This is a genomic window from Kibdelosporangium phytohabitans (assembly GCF_001302585.1).
Lineage (GTDB): Bacteria > Actinomycetota > Actinomycetes > Mycobacteriales > Pseudonocardiaceae > Kibdelosporangium > Kibdelosporangium phytohabitans.
On record NZ_CP012752.1, the window covers coordinates 11,007,458 to 11,029,435 of the forward strand.

Below are 21,978 nucleotides of genomic sequence, written 5' to 3' on the forward strand. Positions count from 1 at the left end.
GATGAGCGCAGGTCAAGCATCGCAGGCGGGCGTGCCGATCTGTGTAGTGGGTGAACGTGTTCACAGGGAGTGCGTGCGCCCGTACCCATTGGAGTGGTTACCGTGGACCCCATGGATGCCTACACGCCCACACCTCGGCCCTGTTGGATCGCGGGACGCCCTGAGCAGGGCGTGGAAGCACTCACCGTGCACCACCCGTTCGACGGATCCGAAGTGGCCACTGTCGCCGTGCCGGGACCGGAGCAGGTCGAGCGAGCTGTCGCCGCGGCCGTCGCCGTCGCGCCCGAACTGCGGCGCACGCCCGCGCATGTGCGGGCCGACGCGCTCGAACACGTGTCGCGTGGCCTGGCCGAGCGGGCCGAGGAGCTCGCCGAGCTGATCACCGCCGAGAACGGCAAACCGCTGAAGTGGGCCGAGGTCGAGGTCAAGCGCGCCGTCTCGACGTTCCGGGTGGCCGCCGAGGAAGCGCGCCGGTTCGGTGGCGAGATCCAGCGGCTGGACACGGAGCCCGGCATGGAAGGCCGGGTGGCGATGATCCGGCGGTTCCCGCGCGGGCCGGTGCTGGGCATCGCGCCGTTCAACTTCCCGCTCAACCTGGTGGCGCACAAGGTCGCGCCGTCGCTCGCGATCGGCGCGCCGATCGTGATCAAGCCCGCACCACGCACCCCGTTGTCGTCGTTGGTGCTCGGCGAACTGCTGGCCGAGACGGATTTGCCGGACGGCGCGTTCTCAGTTCTGCCCGTCGGCAACGAGGCCACGGCCGCGCTTGTGCGTGACGAGCGGTTGCCGGTCGTGTCGTTCACCGGTTCGGGCCCGGTCGGCTGGTCGTTGATGGACGCCGCGCCGCGCAAGCACTTCGTGCTCGAACTGGGCGGCAACGCGGCGGCTGTGGTGTGCGCGGACTGGCCGGACCTCGGCTTCGCCGCCAGCCGGATCGCCACGTTCGGCAACTACCAGGCCGGGCAGTCGTGCATCGCCGTGCAGCGCGTGCTCGTCGACCGCGCGATCGCGGACGAGTTCGTCGGCAAGCTGGTCGACGCGGTCCGCGGGCTGCGCAACGGCGACCCGCACGACCCCGAGGTCGAGGTCGGGCCGGTGGTCGACGAGGCAGCCGCCGAGCGGATCGCGTCCTGGATCGACGAGGCCACGTCCCGCGGCGCGAAGCTGCTGGCAGGCGGGCACAGGGACGGCACGCTGGTCGAGCCGACCGTGCTGCTCGACGCGCCGGAGGACAGCAGGGTGTGGGCCGAGGAGGTTTTCGGACCTGTCCTTGTTGTGTCAATTGTGGACGGTAACGACGAGGCATTCGATCGGGTGAATTCGTCCGCCTACGGTCTGCAAGCCGGGATCTTCACCCGCGATCTGCCGACCGCGACGCGCGCGGGCGCGGAACTCGAAGTCGGCGGCGTCGTCATCGGCGACGTTCCGTCGTTCCGCGCTGACCAGATGCCGTACGGCGGGGTGAAGGGGTCCGGATTCGGCAGGGAGGGCGTCCGATCGGCGATGATCGACCTGTCCGAGGAGCGGATAACGGTACTGACAAACGTTAGCCTCTGAGCGGATCAATCAAGTCACAATTGGAGCAATATAACCAAGATCTAGTTTCCCTTCGTAATTCCCATTCCCCCATTCGTGCGGTACATTCCAGGCGGGTTCCATGGGGGGAGCCGCGTTTGAACACCCAGAGTCGTGATCACCGCTCCACGACTCCGGACAAGGGGACACGCGCCCACGGCGCGTTACGAGGAGGGAACTACCCATGACTACGGCCAACACCGAGAACGAAGACCTACAAGGCTTGGTCAAGCCGAAGAAGGAAGAGATCCGCCCGAAGGGCCCGGTGCACCACCAGACCCTGCCGGTCGACAGCAGCGGCGGCCAGCAGACGCTGCCCGTGGACAGCAGTGGCGGAACCACGCAGCCGCAGGGGCCGGTGCACCACCAGACCGAGCCGGTCGGTGGCAACGACGGCGGCGGGACCACCGAACCGGACGGTCCTGTCCACCACCAGACCGAGCCCGTCAAGCCTTGATGGCAGTCGCATGTCCGCCGCCCGGCAGCAGCCGGACGGCGGGCAGTCTTTGTTGACCTTCTGTGGTCTCATAGACCAGTGCCCGCGACACGCCCGACCGAGGGGACACACCGGTCAACCGCAGAGGTGATCGCCAAGGCACGGCAGTTGCACCAGCAGGCGCTGGAAGTGGGGCACTCCGGCCGGTACACGCGGGAAGGCCGCCTGTTGCGGCGCGCGTTGGCGCTGCTGGACACCGTCGGCCCGACCGACGACGTCGACTGGGTCAAGGCACGCACCAGGATCCTGATCACGCTCGCGTTCGCCGAAGCCGAATCCGCCACCCTGGCACGCGGGATCTCCCTGCTGGCCGAGCTGCGCCCGTCGGTGGAGGCGCTCACCGACGAGCACGCGAAGGCCGAACTCGGTGCCGCGATCGACGGCAACCACGCGGGCATGCTGATCCGCAGTGGACGGTACGAGGAGAGCATCCCGCTGCTCGACTCGGCGATCGCGCACAACGAGCGGCACATCGAACTCGGGCCGCAGGACCGGGTCCGGCTGATGGATTCGATGATCGCCTCGCTGGCCAACCGCGGCCAGGCCTACCTGGAGATGGGCCGCATCGAGCAGGCGTTCGTCAACCTCAACATGGCCATCACCATCGGCATGGACAACGACCTGCCGATGCGCGTCGCCTACATCCGGCACGCTCTCGGTGACCTGCACCTGCGGACCGGTGACATCCCCGAGGCGCTGCACTACTACCAGCAGGCCGAACGCGACTACCTCGAGCTGGGCCCGTTCATGCTGCCGCGGCTGCGGATCGACCAGTCGCAGGCGCTGATCTCCGCCGGGCTGGCCGACGAGGTCGCCAAGAACCTCGACGACGTGCTGCCGCAGATGCAGCTCGAACGCGTGCAGCAGGACCTCGCGGAGGCCGAGCTGATGCGGGCGACGGCCGCGTTGATGGAGGACAACCTGTCACTTGGCCGGAAACTGGCCAATTCCGCCCGTCGGCGGTTCAAGCGCCGGGGCAGTGACGCGTGGGCCGCGGTCGCCGCGCTCGTCGGGTTGCGCGTCGACACCGCGCTGGCGTGGCGCGGTGCACGGATCCCCGCGTCGCTTCCGGCCCGTGCCAGCCAGCTGGCCGACGAGCTGACTTCGGTCCGGCTGATGGACGAGGCCGCGATCGCCCGGACGCTGGCGGCACGGCTGGAGGTCCGGCGCGGCAACCTCAGCGAGGCGTCGGCGTTGCTCGGGCCGTTGAGCAGGCCCGGATCGCTGACCTCGATCGAGCAGCGCATGCTGCTGCGCCTGACCCGCGCCGAACTCGCCGCCGCGCTGGGAAACCGGCGTCAGGCGTTCGCACAGGCGCGAGCCGGGCTGACGGATCTCGGGCGGGCACGTGACCGGATGGGCGGGCTCGAACTGGTGTCCGCGACGGCGATCCACGGTCAGGAGCTCGGCGATCTCGCCGTGCGGTTGGTGCTCGACGGGGGCGACAAGGCCGCCACAGCCCGCCGGATGTTCGGCTGGCTTGAGCAGACGCGGGCGCAGATGTACCGCTACGAACCGGTTTCCGGCATCGAGGACCAGCAACTGGTCGAGTTGATCGCGGAGATCCGCAACCTCGGTTACGCGCTGCGTCAGGCCAAACTGGACGGTCGGCCGACCGCGAAGCTCAGGTCGCGCTACGCCGAACGGCAACGGGCCGCGATGCGGCTCGGCTGGCACGCGGCATCCCGCTGGGGCAAGCCGAGGCCGGTCGCCGATGTCGTGGAAGTGTTGGCGCACCTGGGATCCAAGGCGCTCGTCAGCTTCGCGGTGTCCGGCGGCTCGTTGCTGGCGGTGGTGCTCGCACAGGGCCGGGTCCGCTTGGTGCGGCTCGGTTCCGCGGCCAAGGCGAGTGAGAACGCCATGCGGCTGCACGCGGATCTCAACGCCATGGCCCCCGATCACCTGCCGGAACCGCTGTTCGAGGCGATCTCGGCGTCGGCCCGCAAGCACGCCGCCGCGCTCGACGCCCAGTTGCTGCGGCCGTTGACGGGGCTGACCGGTGAGCTGGTGATCATCCCGACCGGGGCGCTCTACGCGGTTCCGTGGGGCGCTTTGGATTCGCTGCGGTCCCGGCCGGTCGTGGTCGCGCCGTCGGCGACGGCGTGGCTCGCCGCGTCGCGTGGTTCGTTCCCCGATGGGCACACGGCACTGGTCCGCGGTCCAGGACTGACGGCGGCCATCGGCGAGATCGACAAGCTGGCCGCGCACTACGACAAGGCGACGCTCCTGGCCGGATCGGACGCGACGTCGTCCCGCGTGCTGGAGGCGCTGGACGGTGCGGCGCTGGTGCACATCGCCGCCCACGGCGAGCACGAGGCCGACAACGCGTTGTTCTCCCGGTTGGAGCTGGTCGACGGCGCGCTGTTCGCCCACGAACTCGCCCGCTTGCGCAAGCCACCGCGGCAGGTCGTGCTCGCCGCGTGCGAGCTGGCGTTGAACCGGATCCGGCCAGGTGACGAGGCCCTTGGCTTCGCCGGGGCGCTGCTGGCCGGTGGCGTCGGCACGGTGGTCGCCGCGGCCAGCCGGGTCGGTGACCTGCCGGCCGCCGGTGCCATGGACGACTACCACCGGGCATTGGGCGCGGGGGCTTCTCCCGCCGTCGCGCTGGCCGAGGCCGTCAGTGCGGACCCGCTGCGCCGCCCGTTCGTCTGCCTCGGCAGCTAACGGGGAACGGCCTGGGCGAACCCGAACACCTTGCCGGGGTCGACGGCTTTGGCGACCTGCTGGAGTCTCGGCAGGTTCGCGCCGTAGTAGGCGTTGGCCCAGTCCGGCATCGCCGGGTCGATGTAGTTGACGTACCCCGTGACGCCGGTGAACTCCGACATGGCGTCCCGGATCTCGGCGACCTGGGTGGTCGCGCGGGCGGCGCCCGCCGCGTCCGTCTTGCCGTAGATCTGGGCGCTGGCGAAGGCTTTCCGGTGCGGGAACGCGGTGTCCGACGGCCCGATGTCGGCGACCGCGCCGCCGAGGCTGTCGATCAGCAGGTCCACTCCCGGGCGGCCGGTCATCAGCTGCGCGATCTTCGCCGGGTCCGCCGGGCCGGGCAGCATCCGCGACGAGGCCACGAACGATTCGCGCTGGCCGCCGCCCGCGAAGAACCGCATCCCTTGCAGGTAGTCCTTCTCCTGCACCACACGGGATGACGGCCGCACGTTCAGCTGCGCCAGCAGGCCGGTCAAGTCACCGACCGCGCCGACGTAGCATCCGCTGATGTGACAAGCCGGAGCGCGAGCCGCGCCGGCGACGACGAAGCTGGACCACAGTTCCGGTGGCGCCGAGGCGATCCACTGCTGCCATGCGCCGAGGACGTTCGCGACCGACCCGGCCGGGAAGCGCAGGGTGAAGACCGCGAGGTTCGGCGCTGGGAACGTGGAGAACAGGAATTCCGTGACGATGCCGAAGTTCCCGCCACCGCCGCCGCGCAGGGCCCAGAACAAGTCCGTTTCCTTCGCACCGGACGCCTCGAGCACTCCACCGTCCGCGGCAACCACCGTCGCCGCGTCCAGACGGTCGCAGGTCAGCCCGAACTTCCTTGCCAGTACCCCGATTCCGCCGCCGAGCGTGAGACCGGCGATGCCGACCGTCGGGCACGAGCCGGCTGGCAGGCACCGGCCGGCCTTGGCCAGTTCCGTGTAGACGTCCGCCAGCCGCGCGCCCGCGCCGATCCGGACTGTCCCGTCTGGACGGACCTGGATCTGCTTCAGCTCGCTCAGGTCGACCTGCACGCCGCCTTCGGGGGTCGAGTACCCCGCGTAGCTGTGGCCGCCACCGCGGGCCGCGATCGGGATCTTCGACTCGGCCGCGACGCCGACGCAGACCTGGACGTCCTCCTTGCTCTTGCACCGGACGAGCGCGGCCGGTTTGCGCGCGTCGGTCAGCGGGTTGAAGGCCAGCCTGGCCTTGTCGAACTCCGCGTCACCCGGCAGCAGGACGGTTCCGGAGATCCTGGCGCGCAACGAATCCCAGTTGGGTGGTGGCGGCGGCCCGGTTGTCGTCGTCGTCACGGGCGGGGGAAGCGACGACGTCGTGCCCGGCGCGCCGGGCACGACCGGACCTGGCGACGAACAACTCGCGAGGACAGACCCGGCCCCGGCCAGTCCCGCCACCCGCAAAAAAGCGCGCCGATCCATCATCCCGACTCCTCCCGACAACTCCATCATCGGGCGTCCGGTGCGAGTTCGCACGACAATGTCGCGCAGTACATAACCGGCCGGCGGAGACTACAAGAACCGGCTCCGGCCGAGTAGGGTCCCTTATCGCAACGCCCCGGGCGCCGACGACGGCACCGCGGGCGACCGAGGCACGACCACGTCGATGCGGCGGTACGGCGAATCCTGCTCGGGCCGTTCGTCCGGCTCGCCCTTGTTGGGCCACAACGAGAACGCCCGCTCGGCCTGTGCCGTGATGGTCAGCGACGGGTTCACGCCGAGGTTGGCCGTGATCGCCGCCCCGTCCACAACGGACAGTCCGGGGTAGTTGTGCACCCGGTGGTACGGGTCGATGACGCCGGTCCGCTCGTCCAGCCCGATCGGACAGCCGCCGATGAAGTGCGCGGTCAGCGGGATGTCGAAGATCTCTCCCCACGTGCCGCCCGCGATCCCGTCGATGTGCTTCGCGGTCAGCTGGTTCGCCTCGTGACCTGCGGGGATGAAGCTCGGGTTCGGCTCGCCGTGGCCCTGTTTCGACGTGTACCGGCCGCGCTTGTCCACATAGGTCGTGATCGAGTTGTCCAGCGACTGCATCACCAGCAGGATCACTGTCCGCTCGCTCCAGCGGTACCCGTTGAGCAGCCGCGCGGTCTGCACGGGGTGTTTGACCATGAACCGCAGTGCCTGTTTCCAGCGCGGCACTTCGGACGAGCCGTCCGTGGCGATCGTCTGCAGCAGACTCATCGCGTTGCTGCCCTTGCCGTAGCGGACCGGCTCGATGTGCGTGTCCGCGTCGGGGTGGAACGACGACGTGATCGCGACACCGCGGCTGAAGTCCATGGTCTCGTCGGCGGTGAACCGGCCGGAACCGATGATCGCCTCGGAGTTCGTCCTGGTCAGCTCGCCGAGCCTGGCCGAGAGCCGGGGCAGCGCGCCGGTGTGGCGCATCTGGTGCAGCAGCGTCTGCGTCCCCCACGTGCCCGCCGCGAGGACCACCTGGGTGGCCGTCAGCGAGTGCCGGAAACGTTTGCCGGTTTTGCCCGTCTTGCGGACCGCGACCTCGTACGAGCCGTCCGTGCGCTCGGTCAGCCCGGTCACGGTGGTCAGCGGGATGATCTTCGCCCCGGCCTGTTCGGCCAGGTAGAGGTAGTTCTTCACCAGGGTGTTCTTGGCGCCGACGCGGCAGCCGGTCATGCACGAACCGCACTCGGTGCACCCGGTACGAGCAGGCCCGACGCCGCCGAAGTACGGGTCAGCCACGGTCTCGCCGGGTTTGCCGAAGTACACGCCCACGGGCGTCGAGTGGTAGGAGTCCGAGACGCCCATGTCCGCGGCCACCTTCTGCATGACCTCGTCGGAGGGTGTCACGGTCGGGTTGGTCACGACGCCGAGCATCCTGGTCGCCTGGTCGTAGTGCGGCGCCAGCTCGTCACGCCAGTCAGTGATGTGCGCCCACTGCTTGTCCTGGTAGAACGGGTCGAGCGGGCGGTAGAGCGTGTTGGCGTACACCAGCGATCCGCCGCCGACGCCCGCACCGGCCAGCACCATCACGTCCCGCAGCAGGTGGATGCGCTGGATGCCGAAGCAGCCGACCGCGGGCGCCCAGAGGTACCGGCGCAGGTCCCACGAGGTCTTGGCGAACTCGTCGTCCGCGAACCGCCTGCCCGCCTCGACGACGGCGACCCGGTAGCCCTTCTCGGTCAGCCTGAGCGCGGCGACACTCCCGCCGAATCCCGAGCCGACGACGATGACGTCGTAGTCAACCATTCTTCGAAGGCTAGTTCGGCGAACGCGTTCTGACTAGCGGTAAGTTTCCCGTCAGTAACTTCAGGGCCGGGGGTCCGTGCGGAGGATGCTGTAGCTGATCAGGTCCTGGCGTTTGCCATCCCGCACCTGAGCTCCGCGAATGATGCCCTCGCGGGTGAACCCGGCCTTCTCCATGGAGCGCTGGGCCCGCACGTTGGTGGTGTCGGTGCCGCCTTCGATCCGGTCGACGTCGGTCGTGTCGAACAGATGCCGCACGAGCAGCCGCAGCACCTCCGTGCCGATTCCCTTGCCCCGCGAGTGCGGCAACAGCTGACGACCGAAGTTCCACGCCACACACCCGTACGAGGGGCCGTAGTTCACCGGGTGCCAGTTCACCTGGCCCAGCAGCTCGCCGCCGTCCTCGGTCGTCACCGCGAGGCGGTGGTTCGGCGCCTGGAACGGCATGTCACGCCCATCCCGGTCGACGTCGAACGCGTTGTCGTTGTGCTCGGTCAGCCACTCGTGGTCGGTGTCGGTCAACTCCGCGAGCGCGACCCCGTCGCCCTTCGCCACGATCTTGCGCAATCCAGACCCCCAGGTACGTCATGGCTCTGCCGTGTTCCCCGCATCGTTTACCCCAACTCCACCCCGATGTCACGAGTTCCGAGCGCGATTTCGGCAGCGCGCAGCATCGCGGCCCGCACCTCGTCGGCCCGGTCACCGCGTCGCAGGCTGACGAGCGCGGCCGCGTTGACCGCGCCGAGCACTGCGCCGACCAGCGCGGCGGCGTCGAGTCGCGAGATCCGTCCGCCGAACGCGTCGCACAGCGCTTCGGTCAGCTCGGTCTGCCCGGCGAGCAGCCGGTGCACGAGTTTGGCCTGGAGCGCGGGTTCCGTGGCGATCAGCCGTGCTCGTAGCGCGGCGAGCCCGTCCGACAGGTCGGTCTGCCAGGCGTCACCCACCATCCGTTCGACGGCCCGTCGCAGGACATCCGTGACGGATTCGCCGTCGGCCCGGTGGGCGACGGCGTGGACGGCGAGGTCGATCCGCCCGCCCGCGTTGGCCAGCAGCACGTCTTCCTTCGCCGGGAAGTGCAGGAAGAAGGTCCTTGTCGACACGTCGGCGGCTTCAGCGATCCGGGCGACGGTCGTCTCGTCGTACCCGTCGGTCTCGAACAGGTCGACGGCGGCGTCGATCAGTGCCTGGCGCGTGCGTTGCTTCTTGCGCTCCCTGCGCCCCTCGGTCACCACAACACTATACGACATCCACTGAATTGCTACAGTGCATGTATTGATGCACTCGATGTAGAAATGGAGGCGTGATGGCAGCGTTGACCGGGCGAGTCGCCCTGATCACGGGAGCGGGACGCGGGATCGGACGGGAAGAAGCCTTGTTCTTCGCAGGTGAAGGCGCCAAGGTCGTGGTCAACGACCCCGGCGCCGAACCGGACGGCAACGGGCGTGACGACAGCGTGGCGGCGTCCGTCGTCGAGGAAATCGTGGCTCACGGCGGGACCGCGGTGGCCAACACCGACAGCGTCAGCGACTGGGCGGGCGCGCGCCGGATGGTCGAGGCCGCCATCGACACCTTCGGAGACCTGCACGTGGTCGTGAACAACGCGACGATCAAGGCCGACCGGGCGATGACCACCATGACCGAGGAGCAGTTCGACGACGTGGTCGCGGTCAAGTTGAAGGGCACGTTCGCGGTCAGCCACTGGGCCGCTCGCCATTGGCGGCAACGCCACGAGGCAGGCGACCGAACTGACCGGGCCATCGTCAACACGTCGTCCGGGTCCGGCCTGGTGAACCCGTTACCGGGGCAGACGAACTACGCGGCGGCCAACGCGGGCGTCGCGGCGATGACGATCTCGAGCGCTTTGGAACTGGGCCTGTACGGCGTGCGGGTCAACTGCGTCTCGCCGTCCATGGCGCGCACACGACTCACGCTTGACGTGCCGGGCATGGACAATCCCGGACAGGGCTCGTTCGATCCCTCGCACCCCAGGGCAAGCGCTCCGGTCGTCGCGTACCTTGCCGCTCCGGACTGCCCGCTGACCGGCCAGGTGCTCGCGATCCGCGGCGGAACGGTCGTGGTCAACGACGGATGGTCACCCGGCGCGCGGGTGACCAAGGACGATGCACTGTGGACAGTTGAGGAACTCCGCGCGGCGCTTGACGAACTGACCTTCACAGACCAGTTCGACAAGCTCGCCGTGGCACTCGGCGGCGCGCTCGGCGCCACCGGGCGCGAGCAGATCCAGCAACTGATCGCCGCGCACCTGACCGAGGTCAGCCCCGGATCGTGAGACCGACCTTCTGGAACTCCTTGAGGTCCGAGTAACCGGTCTTGGCCATCGCCCGGCGCAGGGCACCGAACAGGTTCAGCGTGCCGTCGGCGTCGCTGGACGGGCCGAACAGCAGCTCACGCAGGCCGACCTCGCTCTCCGCGGCGGGCACGACCCGGCTGCGCGGCAACGACGGGTGCGCGGCGGCGGCCGTCCAGTACAGGCCACCGCCGGGTGCTTCGCTGGCAGCCGCGAGCGGAGCGCCGAGCATGACGGCGTCCGCGCCACACGCGATCGCCTTGGCGATCTGGCCGCTGGTGTCGATGCCTCCGTCGGCCAGCACGTGCACGTACCGGCCGCCCGTCTCGTCGAGGTAGTCGCGGCGAGCCGCCGCCGCGTCGACGATCGCGGTCGCCATCGGGACACCGATGCCGAGCACGCTGTCGGTCGACGTGACACCGCTGCTGTAGCCGTAGCCGACGATGACACCGGCGGCGCCCGTGCGCATGAGGTGCATGGCCGTGCGGTAGTCGTGCACGCCGCCCGCGACGACCGGGATGTCCAGGTCCTCGATGAAGGTCTTGAGGTTCAGCGGTTCCCCGTCGCGGGCCACGTGCTCGGCCGACACGATGGTGCCCTGCACGATCAGGATCTCCACGCCCGCGGCGATCAGGTCCGGCGTCAGCTCGGCCGCCCGCTGCGGGCTGACCCGCACGGCGACCGTCACACCGGAGTCCCGGACCTCCTTGATCGACTGGGCGACCAGCTCGGCCTGGATCGGCGCGGCGTGCAGCTCCTGCAGCACCTTGGTCACGTCGGCGGCCTCGGACGCCTCCTCGGCTGCCTCGATCAGCCGGAACAGCACGTCGTCCACATTGGAGTGCCGGGCCCACAGGCCCTCGGCGTTGATCACGCCGAGCCCGCCGAGCTCGCCGACCGCGACAGCGGTGCGCGGCGAGACGACCGCGTCGGTCGGGTGCGTGACCAACGGGATCTCGAAGCGGTACGCGTCGAGCTGCCACGCGGTGGACACGTCCTTGGACGACCGCGTCCGGCGCGACGGCACGATCTCGATGTCGTCAAGCTCGTAGGCGCGCCGGGCCGTCCGGCCCATGCCGATCTCGACAAGGTCCCGCACTGTCAGTCCTCCAGGTATGCGAACGTCAGCGCTTGGCGTAGTTCGGCGCTTCGACGGTCATGGTGATGTCGTGCGGGTGGCTTTCCTTCAGGCCCGCCGCGGTGATTCGGATGAGCTGCGCGTCCTGCAGTTCGGCGACGCTGTGCGATCCCGTGTAGCCCATGGCGGCACGCAGGCCGCCGACGAGCTGGTGCACCACGGTGGCCAGCGGGCCACGGTACGGCGTGCGCCCTTCGATGCCCTCGGGCACCAGCTTGTCCTCGGAGAGCACGTCGTCCTGGAAGTAGCGGTCCTTGGAGTACGACTTCGCCTCGCCACGCGCCTGCATCGCGCCCAGCGAGCCCATGCCCCGGTAGGTCTTGTACTGCTGGCCGTTGACCAGCACCACCTCACCGGGCGCCTCGGCCGTGCCCGCGAGCAGGCCGCCGATCATCACTGTGCTCGCGCCGGCGGCGATGGCTTTGGCGATGTCGCCCGAGTACTGGATGCCGCCGTCACCGATCACCGGCACACCCGCCGGGCGGCACGCCAGCGAAGCCTCGTAGATGGCGCTGATCTGCGGCACGCCCACACCGGCGACGACCCGCGTGGTGCAGATCGAGCCGGGGCCGACACCGACCTTCACGCCGTCCGCCCCCGCGTCCACCAGCGCCTGGGCGCCCGCGCGCGTGGCCACGTTGCCGCCGACGATGTCCACGACGTCGCCGAGCTCCTTCTTCAGGCGCGCGACCATCTCGACCACGTTGCGCTGATGACCGTGCGCGGTGTCCACCATGATCACGTCGACGCCCGCGTCCACCAGGGCCATCGCACGCTTGTGCGCGGCGTCGTCGACGCCGATCGCGGCGCCGCACAGCAGCCTGCCGTCCGGGTCCTTGGTGGCCAGCGGGTACTGCTCGGTCTTGACGAAGTCCTTGACCGTGATCAGGCCACGCAGCTTGCCCGCGCCGTCGATGATCGGCAGCTTCTCGACCTTGTGGCGGCGCAGGAGGCCGAGCGCCGGCTCCGCGGACACGCCGACCTGGGCGGTCACCAGCGGGCCCTTGGTCATCACCTCGCTGACCTTCTTGGTGTGGTCCACCTCGAAGCGCATGTCCCGGTTGGTGATGATGCCGACGAGCACACCTTCGGCGTCGGTGACCGGCAGACCGGAGATCCGGTACCGGGCACACATCGCGTCCACCTCGGCGAGCGTGTCCTCCGGGGAACACGTGACCGGGTCGGTCACCATGCCCGCCTCGGACCGCTTCACCGTCTCCACCTGGGTCGCCTGCACGTCGATCGGCAAGTTGCGCTGCAGGACGCCGATCCCGCCGTGCCGGGCCATGGCGATGGCCATCCGGGCGTCGGTGACCGTGTCCATGGCCGCGGACGCCAGCGGGACGCGCAGGGTGATGTTGCGCGAGAGCCTGGACTGGGTGTCGACCTCACTGGGCACCACGTCCGACGCGGCGGGCAGCAGCAGGACGTCGTCGAAGGTCAAGCCGAGCATGGCGAACTTGCCCGGCACCTGCTGGGCGGTGAGCTCGCTGGTCATGGTTTCGCGGGCCTTTCCTGCGCCGTCACTGCTGTCACACCTCGCGCCCGCCCGTGTTTTCCCAGGCGAGGCCGTTGACACCATGGTATCTGGACAGGCGTGGGGGCCCGCCCGGTACCGTGCGAGACCGTGCCGCACGACTCATTGCCCCCCGACCCCTTCGCGGGCGACCCGGACGACCCCGCCCGGGCGATCATCGACCACGATGACGAGGCCGATCACCCGATGGGTGAGGACGAGCGGGCCGAACTGCTGACCGACCTGTCCGATCTGGCCGTCTACCAGGCCCTGTTGGAGCACCGCGGGGTCAAAGGCGTGGTCGTGGACTGCGGCGAATGCCAAGAGCCGCACTACCACGACTGGGCCCTGCTGCGCGCCAGCCTCGAACAGCTGCTGACCGATGGCCGAATGCGCCCGCACGAGCCCGCGTTCGACCCGGACCCCGGCGCCTACGTGAGCTGGGAGTACTGCCGTGGCTACGCCGACGGCGTGACCGCCACCGAAAACGCTCGATGAACTCCCGTGACGGTTTTGGCCGGTCAGAACCGTTCAGCCGAACCACTCACGACACCCCGGACCAGCGTGGCTGGCTAGAGCGTCGTGAGTGGTTCAGCCGGTTCTAACCGGCCAAAACACTCACGAAGATGTGTTCGCCTGTGGCGCGTTGCCCTCGGGAGCACCGCTCCCGGCACCAGTGCCCGGTCGTCCACCGTCACCAGGCGCTTCGCTGCGCGGCGGCCCGCTGCCCGTTCCCGGGTCCTGGGTCCCACCGCTGCCGTTGGTGCCCGAGCTCGGCGGCTTGCCCGGCTCGGACGAGCCACCACTGGGTGTGGGCGGCTCGGACGGCTTCTCCGACGGCGGCTGTGACGGCGGCGGGCCGCTCGGCGTCGGCGTCGTGGACGACGACGGCGCGGACGGCTTGGAGACGTCCACCCGCGGGCTCGTCGGCTTCTCCGGCGGCGGGCCCATGGTCAGCTGTTCGAGCAGGGACTCGTGCTCGGCCTGCAGCACGTCCTTGCCGTCTTCGTTCGAGACGTTCGACAACGCGGTGCCCGCCGCGTCGAGCCGATCCTTCGCCTCGTTGATCCGGCCCTGCTCCAGAGCTTGCTGTGCGTCGTTCAAGTCGGTTCGCACGGACTTGGCGGCTTCCACCGATCGTGCGTGGTCGGCGTAGAGGACCTTGCTCAAACCCCAGAGCGGGTCGCCTGGTTCGGCGTCCCGAGCGGCCATTCCCACACCTGCGAACGCGATCGCCAGCACAGCTGCTGCAGCTGCTACCGGGACGAGCATGCGCGGCCTGCGTCTCCGTGCCGATCGTGCTGCCGTGACTGTCGCCACCGCGGTCTTGGTGTCCACGATCTCCGGTACGGGAACGCTGTCCACGTCTTGGCGCCACGCGAGCAGCAGAGCGTTCAGCTGCTCGTCGTCGAAGTCCACTGACTCGGCGTGATCGGTCTTGGCCGCGAGGGCGTCGAGGAGTTCGTCGTCGGCGCGGATCTGCGCCACGTCGTCCGCCTCGTCAAGGTCAATTGCCGAGAAGTATTCATTTTCTGGCGAAACGTGGGTATCGTCACGTTCCGTGGACTTAGCGCCCGAGGTGACCGGGTAGATGTCACCCGATCGGCCGGTCTGCGGCGACTCGGGTGACTCTCTGCTGTCACTTTCGTGCCGGTCGGCCATTCAGACCACCTCCTCCGCTGACAGAGTCTTTCGTAGCCGTGCCAAAGCGCGGTGCTGGGCGACTCGCACTGCCCCTGGAGTCGATCCCACCGCTTCGGCAGTCTCCTCCGCTGACAGCCCGACGACCACCCGCAACACCACGATTTCGCGCTGCTTGTCGGGCAGGACGTCCAACAGTTGCTTCATGCGCCTGGTCAGCTCGCCCTGCATGGCCCGTTGTTCCGGACCCGCGTCGGTTTCCGGTTCGTCAGGTACGTCGGCCACGGGCTCCGAACGGTTACGCGCAGCCGCCCTGTGAGCGTCTGCCACCTTGTGCGCGGCGATGCCGTACACGAAGGCGAGGAAGGGCCTGCCCTGGTCGCGGTAGCTCGGCAGAGCTGTGAGCACCGCGAGGCACACCTCCTGCGCAACGTCGTCCGCCGAAGCGAAAGAACGTTCCTGCCTACCGACCCGTGCGCGGCAGTACCGCACAACGAGAGGACGAATGGACTCCAATACACGACCGACCGCACGAGGATCGCCCTCGACGGCAGCGCTCACTGAAGCGTCCAGTCCGTCCCCCAAATTCGTCATCGCAGACAACAGCCTTGGCGTTACTCGTAGGCGTCCGACAGTAACCGTCACCGTGCGCGGAGTATCCCCCGTCACGGTGACAACAGCCTCACCGTACCGGTCACCCCCAAGCGGACTAACCGCCGGATGGGGCTTTGTAGTCGGATCCGACCACACGATGGAGTGACCAGCGCGGAGGCGCCACGAGGGTGGCGCCCCACTCCCGTGACATGCGGAACGGCCCGAGGTCACCAACCCCCGGGCCGAACCACGTTGTAGATAGTCGTCGATCCGCCGCTAGGAAACCAGCCCCCGGCGGAAACCGTGCGCGACAGCTTGCGCACGATCACGCACACCCAGCTTGCGGAACAACCGCCGAGCATGGGTCTTGACAGTGTCTTCGGACAGATAGAGCTCGCGCCCGATCTGACCGTTGCTCTTGCCCTGGCTCATCCCGCGCAGAACCTGCAGCTCACGATCGGTGAGCTGGACACCGGGGTCGGAGGGCTGACGCGGCGCCGGCACCGAGGTGCTGGCGAGCGTGTGCGCCAAGGCGGCGACCAGTTCGGGACGCGAGGCGTCCCAACGCAGGTAACCACGGGCTCCGCCGGCGATCGCCGCGGCGATGCTGCCCGCGTCGTCCGGCGCTCCGAACACGATGACGTTTGCCTGCGGGTTGGCCGACACGAGCCGCCGCGTCGCTTCCACGCCGGTCGGCACGGCGCGCTGGGTACCAACGAGCACGACGTCCACCGGCTGGCGGGAGAAGCGGGCGAGCAACTCGTCACCGTGCGCTACGCAGTCGATGCGACTAACCCCGGGTACAGCAGACATAACGCGGGTGAGACCTTCCCGCACGCTGCGCCGGTCGTCGCAGATCAAGACCGTCGTCACGGGGACTCCTTCCTGCAGCCGAGTGACGTTCCTCCTCCCCTATCGGACGCTTGCGCGCCAACCTTGACACGATCTGGTGGTAATTCTGTGAACGAGTTCGCCCGGATGCTCGTCCGGGTGGGTTCACCCGATGTCAGAAGCGTGTCCGGCACCCATGGGGACGACGCTGCCAGGCGACGCGCGATCGGGTCGGATCGCCGTAACACACAGTGCAGAGCTCCCGCCGCACGCCGATGGTGGTCGTCCGCCGCCGCGGGGTCCAGATCGGCCAGCAGGAGTGAGCAAGGCCACACCAGCGGCAGAAGGCCGTATTCGATCGCCTGGTCCACCACCCCGGCCGCGAGGTGCTTGGCCCGGATGCGTTCCGTGACGCCACCCCGAACCGTCAACGCCGCCGCGAGCACCATGCCGGACTTCGCGATGTGCCGAACCGCCCCGGCGGCCCGCGCCCGGCGCAGCGCGGCCTCGGCGTTCGGTACCGATTCAGACGGATTCCCGGCGGCGAGTTCCACCTCCGCCCTGACCCACCCGAGCCGGACCTGTCCGCGCCAGCCGACGTCGCCGAGGGCGTCCGCGGCGGCGATGAGCCTGCGCGCGGCCGTCAGCCTGCCGGTGCCCAGCGCGTCGGCCGCCAGCCCGAGCAACGCGTCCGACCGGGCCCCCAGCGTGTCGATCCCGTCGCAGTCGCCGTCGGCGGTGTCGGTCAGCCGGGCGAGCGCGGTCGCGTCGAGCCGCCGCGCGACGTCGTGGCCACCCACCTGTCTGCGGTGCGACCCGAGAGTGCTCGCAGCCAGCGACGCGATCACCGGCTCGCGGCTCCTGAGCAGACCGGTGAGGATCGCCGAGGCGGCGGCGTAGCGGCCCTGGCCGCCGAGGACCACAGCGGCCAGCCAGCGGTCCCTCGGATGCTCCCCCGCGGTGACGCGGGTGTCCGGGCGGTCGCCGAAGGCGGCGTTGCGCAGGTGGTCACTCTTCATGTGCGTGCACCAACGACCACCGCCTCGATCTGGTCGACGGCGTCGGCCAACGCGTCGAGCCGCCGCACCTGGTCCGGCAACTGGGCCGTGACCCAGCCGGGGCCGCAACTGAACATCCTGATCCGCTGCCTGCTCCTGGGTACGCGCTCGAACACGGCCGGATCGCCGTGCCGCGGCAGCTGCGCCCACAGCACCACCGCGGCCGGGGCCGTCCGGCGGACAGCCGCGGCGAGGGCATCGGCAGGCAGCGCGGCACCGAGCATCTGGGTCCCGATCTCGCGGCGCGCCAGCGCGGCGCGCAGTACGTACAACGGCAGGCTGTGCCGTTCTTCAGGCGCACACGACAGTAATACCGGTCGCGGGTTGCGGGCGTGGCCGAGCAGCGGGGTCGCGGCGATCATCGCGGCGAGGACGCACTCGTTGAGCAAGTGCTCGACCTCGACACAAGCACCCGAGTGCGCCCAACGGCCCGCCACGGCCGTCAGCACCGGCCGTACGACCCGGTCCCAGCACGCGATCACACCGTCGGTCGCGATCGCCTCGTTCAACAGTTCCTGCACGCTCGGGGTGTCCATCGCGAGCGCGGCCCGGCCCAGTCCCCGCGCCAATGCGGATTCGTCCGGCACGACGACGGGCTGCGGGGCGGGTTTGCCCGGTTGGGCGTGCGCCTTGAGCGCGTAGTCCGCGGCCTCGGCGGGCGACGCCCCGCGCAACAGCGCCCGTTGCATCAGTTCGAGGCGCGCCACGTCCTCCGGGCCGTACCGGCGGTGCCTGCCTGTGGTGTGACCGCGGGGGCCGAGGCCGTACCTGCGGTCCCACGTGCGCAGGGTCGACGGCGCCACCCCCAGCCGGCGAGCCACGGCCGCAACCGGCAACGACGGCTCCGGCACGTCCCCCCGCAGGGGGATGCCGAGGATGGAATCCGGCCCCGTCGCCACACCTCTCATCGTCGGGTCGGCCCGGACACCCGGCAACCGGAGCGCGCGTCGTATCGCGTTGGTGAGCAAGGAATGCCTACGGAGTGATCATTTCCGGGCACGGTGTGTACCGGCGGTGTCACCCTGTGCTGTCCGTAATGGGCCGGTTACTGGATTGGGTGATCTCTAGGTGATCACCCTTGAACAAGTATTGGCGCGGTTCTACTGTCGCCTTCGTTGGACCGAATGGAGTACTGACGTCCTCTCCACGAGACGAGGAGGCGGGCCAGATGGCGGACACGCGCAGGCTTCCCGGCCCCAACGCGGACGTGTGGGACTGGCAGCTTGAAGGCAGTTGTCGCGGTATGGACAGCGCCTTCTTCTTCCACCCCGACGGCGAGCGCGGGCCGGCACGCAGCAGGCGGGAGGCGCGGGCGAAAGCTATCTGCCACGCCTGCCCAGTCCTGGAACTGTGCCGCAAGCACGCACTAGCCGTGCACGAGCCGTACGGGATCTGGGGCGGACTATCCGAGTCCGAACGAGACAACATCATCAAGACCCGCAAACGAAGTTTCGTCGGCGCGGGCACCTAGGACACAACGGGAAAGGCGCCGCTCGGGATCCCCCGGTCGGCGCCTTTCCCGTGCACTGCCACGCGCGGCTCAGATGCCGCTGATGCACCACTTCGAGCCGCTCTTGCGCATCTCCATGGTGAAGCCCTGGCTCTGACCGCCCATCCGCATCGTGATCTTGGCCTGCGCGGTCGAGCCCGTCTCCTTGACGTTGTCGACCGTCGCGGTCACCCCGGACGGGACCTGGGCCAGCGAGCGCTTGAGTTCACTGGCCGCCGTGCTGCTGCAGGCCAGTTCGTCGATGGCGGAGGTCGACTTCGACTCGATGGAGTCGACCGCCGCCTGTGCCAGCGCCTCGGGGCTGTTGCCACCGTCACCGCTGCTCCCGCCCGTCGAACGGCTGCCGCCGGTCGGCTTGCCCGGCGCGTTCGGCGGCGGAACGTTCACCTCGGGCGCACCGGCGGGCTTGTCGTCGCTGGCAGTCGAGGAGCTGTCGTCCTTGCCGGACAGCACCAGTACCAGCACCAGCGCGATCACGGCCGCCGCAGCGACACCCGCGAGCGCGATGATCATGGCGTTGTTGTTCTTCTTCGGCGGGTACGGCGGCGGGTACCCCGGCTGCTGCGGCGGGTAGCCGCCTTGTTGCGGGAAACCGCCGGATTGCGGTTGCTGCTGATAGCCGCCGTACTGCGGTCCTTGCGGATAGCTCACCTACTGCCCCCAGCTTTCTCCTAGCCCAGTCGCGGCGAGCATAACCAGCAGTAACGATGTCCGCAGACTTTCCACGATGCTGTTACCTGGGGCCGTACTGACCAGGCGGCTGCTGCTGCGGTGCCTGGAAGGGCTGCGCGGGCACCGGGGCGCTCGGCGGTCCTTGCTGTTGCCAGCCCTGCGGCTGCACCTGCGCCTGTTTCGGCTGCTCGGGCCCACGTGCGCCGGGCCGGAACACGCACGCGGCGACGATCAGCCCGACCGCGAGCACCGCGACGACAACCATGTAGTCCAGGTCAACCGGGATCTCGTTGACACCGGGGCACGGGTACTCGCGTGGCCCGTTGCCGGAGTGGTTGTAGCAAACAGTCGGTTTGTTGGCCAGGATGGCGCCCCTGATCCCGGCGAACACGCCGAGGCCGACACCCGCGAGGAGAAGAAAGCCCTGGATGACGCGAGCTGCGATACGCATGACCTCGAACCGTAGTGTGATGTCGGGGGCCTCGTTGAAGCGCTGGCACTCGAATGGGTAGAGTGCTAGTTGCACGGCACCAGACACCGCCCCGGCACCCGCGACGGCGGGGTGGCCAGGAGCCGCTGTAGGTACCTGCCAACGCTTTGGAAGACCCATGGAGGTCACACCGGTGAGCGTGAACATCAAACCGCTCGAGGACAAGATCGTCGTTCAGGCCAGCGAGGCCGAGGCGACGACCGCGTCCGGTCTCGTCATTCCGGACACCGCCAAGGAGAAGCCCCAGGAGGGCAAGGTCCTGGCTGTGGGCCCCGGCCGCATCGACGACAACGGCAACCGCGTCCCGCTGGACGTGAGCGTCGGCGACGTCGTCATCTACTCGAAGTACGGCGGCACCGAGGTCAAGTACAACGGCGAGGAGTACTTGATCCTCTCCGCCCGCGACGTGCTGGCCGTCATCAACTGACGCGCTACCACTCGACGTCAAGCGCCCCGGCGGCCCCTTCACCCGGGGCACCGGGGTGTTTGTCTTAAAGAGAGGTTGTAAATGCCCAAGCAGATCAGCTTCGACGAGGACGCTCGTCGGGCACTCGAGCGCGGGGTCAACAAGCTGGCCGACGCGGTCAAGGTGACTCTGGGCCCGCGCGGACGGCACGTCGTGCTGGCCAAGAAGTTCGGCGGCCCGACCGTGACGCTCGACGGTGTCACCGTTGCCCGTGAGATCGAGCTGGAAGACTCGTTCGAGAACCTGGGGGCGCAGCTCGCCAAGAGCGTCGCCACCAAGACCAACGACGTGGCCGGCGACGGCACCACCACCGCGACCGTGCTCGCCCAGGCCCTGGTGCGGGTCGGGATGCGCAACATCGCGGCCGGCGCCAACCCGACCTCGCTCGGCCGCGGCATCCAGGCCGCTGTGGACAAGGTCGTCGAGGTGCTCACGGCCAAGGCCACCCCGATCAAGGGCCGCGACAACATCGCCCAGGTCGGCACCGTCACCTCGCGTGACGCGTCGATCGGCGCGCTGCTCGGCGAGGCCATCGAGCGGGTCGGCGAGGACGGCGTGATCACCGTGGAGGAGTCCTCCACGCTCGCGACCGAACTCGTCATCACCGAGGGTGTGCAGTTCGACAAGGGCTACATCTCGGCGCACTTCGCCACCGACGCGGAGGCGCAGGAAGCCGTCCTCGAGGACGCGTACATCCTGTTGTTCCGCGAGAAGATCTCGGCGCTGGCGGACCTGCTGCCGATCCTCGAGAAGATCGTGCAGGCGAGCAAGCCCGTGCTGATCATCGCCGAGGACATCGAGGGCGAGGCGCTGTCCACCCTGGTGGTCAACTCCGCGCGCAAGACGATCAAGGCCGTCGCGGTGAAGGCGCCGTTCTTCGGTGACCGCCGCAAGGCGTTCCTCGACGACCTCGCGTTCGTCACCGGCGGCCAGGTGGTCTCCAGCGAGATCGGCATGAAGCTGGCCGAGGTCGGCCTCGACGTGCTCGGCTCGGCCCGCCGGATCGTCGTCACCAAGGACGAGACCACGATCATCGAGGGCAAGGGCGACAAGGCCGAGGTGCAGGCCCGCGTCGAACAGCTGCGCAAGGAGATCGAGGCGTCCGACTCGGACTGGGACAGGGAGAAGCTGCAGGAGCGACTGGCCAAGCTGGCCGGTGGCGTCGCGGTGATCCGTGTCGGTGCGGCAACCGAGACCGAGCTGACCGAGCGCAAGCACCGCATCGAAGACGCGGTGGCGGCGACGAAGGCAGCGGTCGAGGAAGGCATCGTCCCCGGCGGCGGCTCGGCGATCGTGCACGCGGCCAAGGAGCTCGAGGGCAACCTCGGCCTCACGGGCGACGAAGCAACCGGTGTGGCCATCGTGCGCGAAGCACTCGCCGCACCACTGCACTGGATCGCCAGCAACGCCGGCCTCGAAGGCGCGGTCGTGGTCCACCGCGTCCGCGAAGCCGACTGGGGCCACGGCCTCAACGCAGCCAAACTGACCTACGGCGACCTCGTCGCCGAAGGCATCATCGACCCGGTCAAGGTCACCCGCTCGGCAGTCACCAACGCGGCCTCCATCGCCCGCATGGTCCTGACCACCGAAAGCTCGGTCGTCGAGAAGAAAGAAGAAGAGCCACCCGCAGCCGGACACGGCCACGGACATGGCCACGGCCACTGACACCCAGTAGCCACCAACGGCGCCCCTTCGCCCAGCGAAAGGGCGCCGTTCTCGTCCACAACCACCAACGCCCACTTCCACATCGCGCCCGAGTCGCTGCGCGGTC

21 protein-coding genes are annotated in these 21,978 nt (G+C 69.1%); 8 read left to right on the forward strand and 13 right to left on the reverse strand.

Annotation, left to right across the window (positions count from 1 at the left end):
- Positions 1 to 111: 111 nt before the first annotated feature.
- From AOZ06_RS49215 to AOZ06_RS49225, 3 genes are all read left to right on the forward strand, one after another.
- The gene (locus AOZ06_RS49215) at positions 112 to 1,557 is read left to right on the forward strand and encodes an aldehyde dehydrogenase family protein (RefSeq protein WP_054295680.1); all 1,446 of its coding nucleotides are present in this window, start codon (positions 112 to 114) and stop codon (positions 1,555 to 1,557) included.
- A gap of 202 nt (positions 1,558 to 1,759) precedes the next feature.
- Positions 1,760 to 2,032, forward strand: a complete 273-nt coding sequence (locus AOZ06_RS49220; protein WP_054295681.1) for a hypothetical protein — start codon at positions 1,760 to 1,762, stop codon at positions 2,030 to 2,032.
- 78 nt (positions 2,033 to 2,110) lie between these two features.
- The gene (locus AOZ06_RS49225; RefSeq protein ID WP_054295682.1) at positions 2,111 to 4,735 is read left to right on the forward strand and encodes a CHAT domain-containing protein; all 2,625 of its coding nucleotides are present in this window, start codon (positions 2,111 to 2,113) and stop codon (positions 4,733 to 4,735) included.
- Here AOZ06_RS49225 and AOZ06_RS49230 read toward each other — a convergent pair.
- The 4 genes from AOZ06_RS49230 to AOZ06_RS49245 all read right to left on the reverse strand — a co-directional run bounded on the left by AOZ06_RS49230 (position 4,732) and on the right by AOZ06_RS49245 (position 9,212).
- A complete protein-coding gene (locus tag AOZ06_RS49230; RefSeq protein WP_225953134.1) occupies positions 4,732 to 6,201 on the reverse strand; it encodes an FAD-binding oxidoreductase in 1,470 nt (489 codons plus the stop codon). The two genes, AOZ06_RS49225 and AOZ06_RS49230, sit on opposite strands and share 4 nt — an antisense overlap.
- A gap of 123 nt (positions 6,202 to 6,324) precedes the next feature.
- Positions 6,325 to 7,986: a GMC family oxidoreductase N-terminal domain-containing protein gene (locus AOZ06_RS49235; RefSeq protein ID WP_054295683.1), complete on the reverse strand. Its 1,662-nt coding sequence runs from the start codon at positions 7,984 to 7,986 to the stop codon at positions 6,325 to 6,327.
- 60 nt (positions 7,987 to 8,046) lie between these two features.
- The gene (locus AOZ06_RS49240; protein ID WP_054295684.1) at positions 8,047 to 8,550 is read right to left on the reverse strand and encodes a GNAT family N-acetyltransferase; all 504 of its coding nucleotides are present in this window, start codon (positions 8,548 to 8,550) and stop codon (positions 8,047 to 8,049) included.
- 47 nt (positions 8,551 to 8,597) lie between these two features.
- The gene (locus AOZ06_RS49245) at positions 8,598 to 9,212 is read right to left on the reverse strand and encodes a TetR/AcrR family transcriptional regulator (protein WP_218921904.1); all 615 of its coding nucleotides are present in this window, start codon (positions 9,210 to 9,212) and stop codon (positions 8,598 to 8,600) included.
- A 74-nt stretch (positions 9,213 to 9,286) separates the two neighbouring features.
- On the opposite strand from AOZ06_RS49245, the gene AOZ06_RS49250 reads away from it, so the two are divergent.
- Positions 9,287 to 10,273: an SDR family NAD(P)-dependent oxidoreductase gene (locus tag AOZ06_RS49250; protein ID WP_054295686.1), complete on the forward strand. Its 987-nt coding sequence runs from the start codon at positions 9,287 to 9,289 to the stop codon at positions 10,271 to 10,273.
- Here the strand turns inward: AOZ06_RS49250 and AOZ06_RS49255 are convergent.
- Both AOZ06_RS49255 and guaB read right to left on the reverse strand, forming a co-directional pair.
- Complete coding sequence (locus tag AOZ06_RS49255) at positions 10,257 to 11,390, reverse strand: GuaB3 family IMP dehydrogenase-related protein (RefSeq protein ID WP_054295687.1); 1,134 nt, start codon at positions 11,388 to 11,390, stop codon at positions 10,257 to 10,259. The genes AOZ06_RS49250 and AOZ06_RS49255 overlap by 17 nt on opposite strands.
- A gap of 25 nt (positions 11,391 to 11,415) precedes the next feature.
- Entirely contained in the window at positions 11,416 to 12,927 is a 1,512-nt protein-coding gene (gene guaB / locus AOZ06_RS49260) for an IMP dehydrogenase (protein ID WP_054295688.1), read from the reverse strand.
- A 129-nt stretch (positions 12,928 to 13,056) separates the two neighbouring features.
- On the opposite strand from guaB, the gene AOZ06_RS49265 reads away from it, so the two are divergent.
- The gene (locus tag AOZ06_RS49265; protein WP_236951982.1) at positions 13,057 to 13,443 is read left to right on the forward strand and encodes a DUF5319 domain-containing protein; all 387 of its coding nucleotides are present in this window, start codon (positions 13,057 to 13,059) and stop codon (positions 13,441 to 13,443) included.
- A 120-nt stretch (positions 13,444 to 13,563) separates the two neighbouring features.
- Here the strand turns inward: AOZ06_RS49265 and AOZ06_RS49270 are convergent, their stop codons facing one another.
- The 5 genes from AOZ06_RS49270 to AOZ06_RS49290 form a co-directional block, all read right to left on the reverse strand.
- Positions 13,564 to 14,433 (reverse strand): anti-sigma-D factor RsdA, encoded by an 870-nt coding sequence (locus tag AOZ06_RS49270; protein WP_236951983.1) that lies wholly within the window; start codon positions 14,431 to 14,433, stop codon positions 13,564 to 13,566.
- Between the two features lie 174 nt (positions 14,434 to 14,607).
- Positions 14,608 to 15,180: a sigma-70 family RNA polymerase sigma factor gene (locus AOZ06_RS49275; RefSeq protein ID WP_042198889.1), complete on the reverse strand. Its 573-nt coding sequence runs from the start codon at positions 15,178 to 15,180 to the stop codon at positions 14,608 to 14,610.
- 276 nt (positions 15,181 to 15,456) lie between these two features.
- Positions 15,457 to 16,053 (reverse strand): response regulator transcription factor, encoded by a 597-nt coding sequence (locus tag AOZ06_RS49280; protein ID WP_018682728.1) that lies wholly within the window; start codon positions 16,051 to 16,053, stop codon positions 15,457 to 15,459.
- Complete coding sequence (locus tag AOZ06_RS49285) at positions 16,050 to 17,030, reverse strand: hypothetical protein (protein ID WP_063810255.1); 981 nt, start codon at positions 17,028 to 17,030, stop codon at positions 16,050 to 16,052. Before AOZ06_RS49285 ends, AOZ06_RS49280 begins: the two co-directional genes overlap by 4 nt.
- A complete protein-coding gene (locus AOZ06_RS49290; RefSeq protein ID WP_236951984.1) occupies positions 17,027 to 17,968 on the reverse strand; it encodes a MerR family transcriptional regulator in 942 nt (313 codons plus the stop codon). Before AOZ06_RS49290 ends, AOZ06_RS49285 begins: the two co-directional genes overlap by 4 nt.
- Positions 17,969 to 18,237: 269 nt before the next feature.
- Between AOZ06_RS49290 and AOZ06_RS49295 the strand changes: the two genes are divergently transcribed.
- Positions 18,238 to 18,540 carry a WhiB family transcriptional regulator gene (locus tag AOZ06_RS49295; protein WP_054295690.1) on the forward strand — a complete coding sequence of 101 codons (303 nt, stop codon included), beginning with the start codon at positions 18,238 to 18,240 and terminating at the stop codon, positions 18,538 to 18,540.
- Positions 18,541 to 18,609: 69 nt separating this feature from the next.
- Here the strand turns inward: AOZ06_RS49295 and AOZ06_RS49300 are convergent, their stop codons facing one another.
- Both AOZ06_RS49300 and AOZ06_RS49305 read right to left on the reverse strand, forming a co-directional pair.
- On the reverse strand, positions 18,610 to 19,230 hold the full coding sequence (locus AOZ06_RS49300; RefSeq protein ID WP_054295691.1) for a hypothetical protein: 621 nt from the start codon (positions 19,228 to 19,230) through the stop codon (positions 18,610 to 18,612).
- Positions 19,231 to 19,312: 82 nt separating this feature from the next.
- Positions 19,313 to 19,702 carry a hypothetical protein gene (locus tag AOZ06_RS49305; RefSeq protein WP_157233668.1) on the reverse strand — a complete coding sequence of 130 codons (390 nt, stop codon included), beginning with the start codon at positions 19,700 to 19,702 and terminating at the stop codon, positions 19,313 to 19,315.
- A gap of 157 nt (positions 19,703 to 19,859) precedes the next feature.
- Between AOZ06_RS49305 and groES the strand changes: the two genes are divergently transcribed.
- Both groES and groL read left to right on the forward strand, forming a co-directional pair.
- Complete coding sequence (groES, locus tag AOZ06_RS49310) at positions 19,860 to 20,168, forward strand: co-chaperone GroES (protein ID WP_033384045.1); 309 nt, start codon at positions 19,860 to 19,862, stop codon at positions 20,166 to 20,168.
- An 81-nt stretch (positions 20,169 to 20,249) separates the two neighbouring features.
- Positions 20,250 to 21,872, forward strand: a complete 1,623-nt coding sequence (gene groL, locus AOZ06_RS49315) for a chaperonin GroEL (RefSeq protein WP_054295693.1) — start codon at positions 20,250 to 20,252, stop codon at positions 21,870 to 21,872.
- The last annotated feature ends 106 nt before the right edge of the window (positions 21,873 to 21,978 follow it).

Excerpts from the sequence above, each read along its gene's own strand:
- groES (WP_033384045.1), top strand. The coding sequence starts at position 19,860 with ATGGAGGTCACACCGGTGAGCGTGAACATCAAACCGCTCGAGGACAAG.
- AOZ06_RS49215 (WP_054295680.1), top strand. The coding sequence starts at position 112 with ATGGATGCCTACACGCCCACACCTCGGCCCTGTTGGATCGCGGGACGC.
- AOZ06_RS49220 (WP_054295681.1), top strand. The coding sequence starts at position 1,760 with ATGACTACGGCCAACACCGAGAACGAAGACCTACAAGGCTTGGTCAAG.
- AOZ06_RS49305 (WP_157233668.1), bottom strand. The coding sequence starts at position 19,702 with ATGCGTATCGCAGCTCGCGTCATCCAGGGCTTTCTTCTCCTCGCGGGT.
- AOZ06_RS49285 (WP_063810255.1), bottom strand. The coding sequence starts at position 17,030 with ATGAAGAGTGACCACCTGCGCAACGCCGCCTTCGGCGACCGCCCGGAC.
- groL (WP_054295693.1), top strand. The coding sequence starts at position 20,250 with ATGCCCAAGCAGATCAGCTTCGACGAGGACGCTCGTCGGGCACTCGAG.
- AOZ06_RS49275 (WP_042198889.1), bottom strand. The coding sequence starts at position 15,180 with ATGACGAATTTGGGGGACGGACTGGACGCTTCAGTGAGCGCTGCCGTC.
- AOZ06_RS49250 (WP_054295686.1), top strand. The coding sequence starts at position 9,287 with ATGGCAGCGTTGACCGGGCGAGTCGCCCTGATCACGGGAGCGGGACGC.
- AOZ06_RS49295 (WP_054295690.1), top strand. The coding sequence starts at position 18,238 with ATGGCGGACACGCGCAGGCTTCCCGGCCCCAACGCGGACGTGTGGGAC.
- AOZ06_RS49230 (WP_225953134.1), bottom strand. The coding sequence starts at position 6,201 with ATGGATCGGCGCGCTTTTTTGCGGGTGGCGGGACTGGCCGGGGCCGGG.
- AOZ06_RS49235 (WP_054295683.1), bottom strand. The coding sequence starts at position 7,986 with ATGGTTGACTACGACGTCATCGTCGTCGGCTCGGGATTCGGCGGGAGT.
- guaB (WP_054295688.1), bottom strand. The coding sequence starts at position 12,927 with ATGACCAGCGAGCTCACCGCCCAGCAGGTGCCGGGCAAGTTCGCCATG.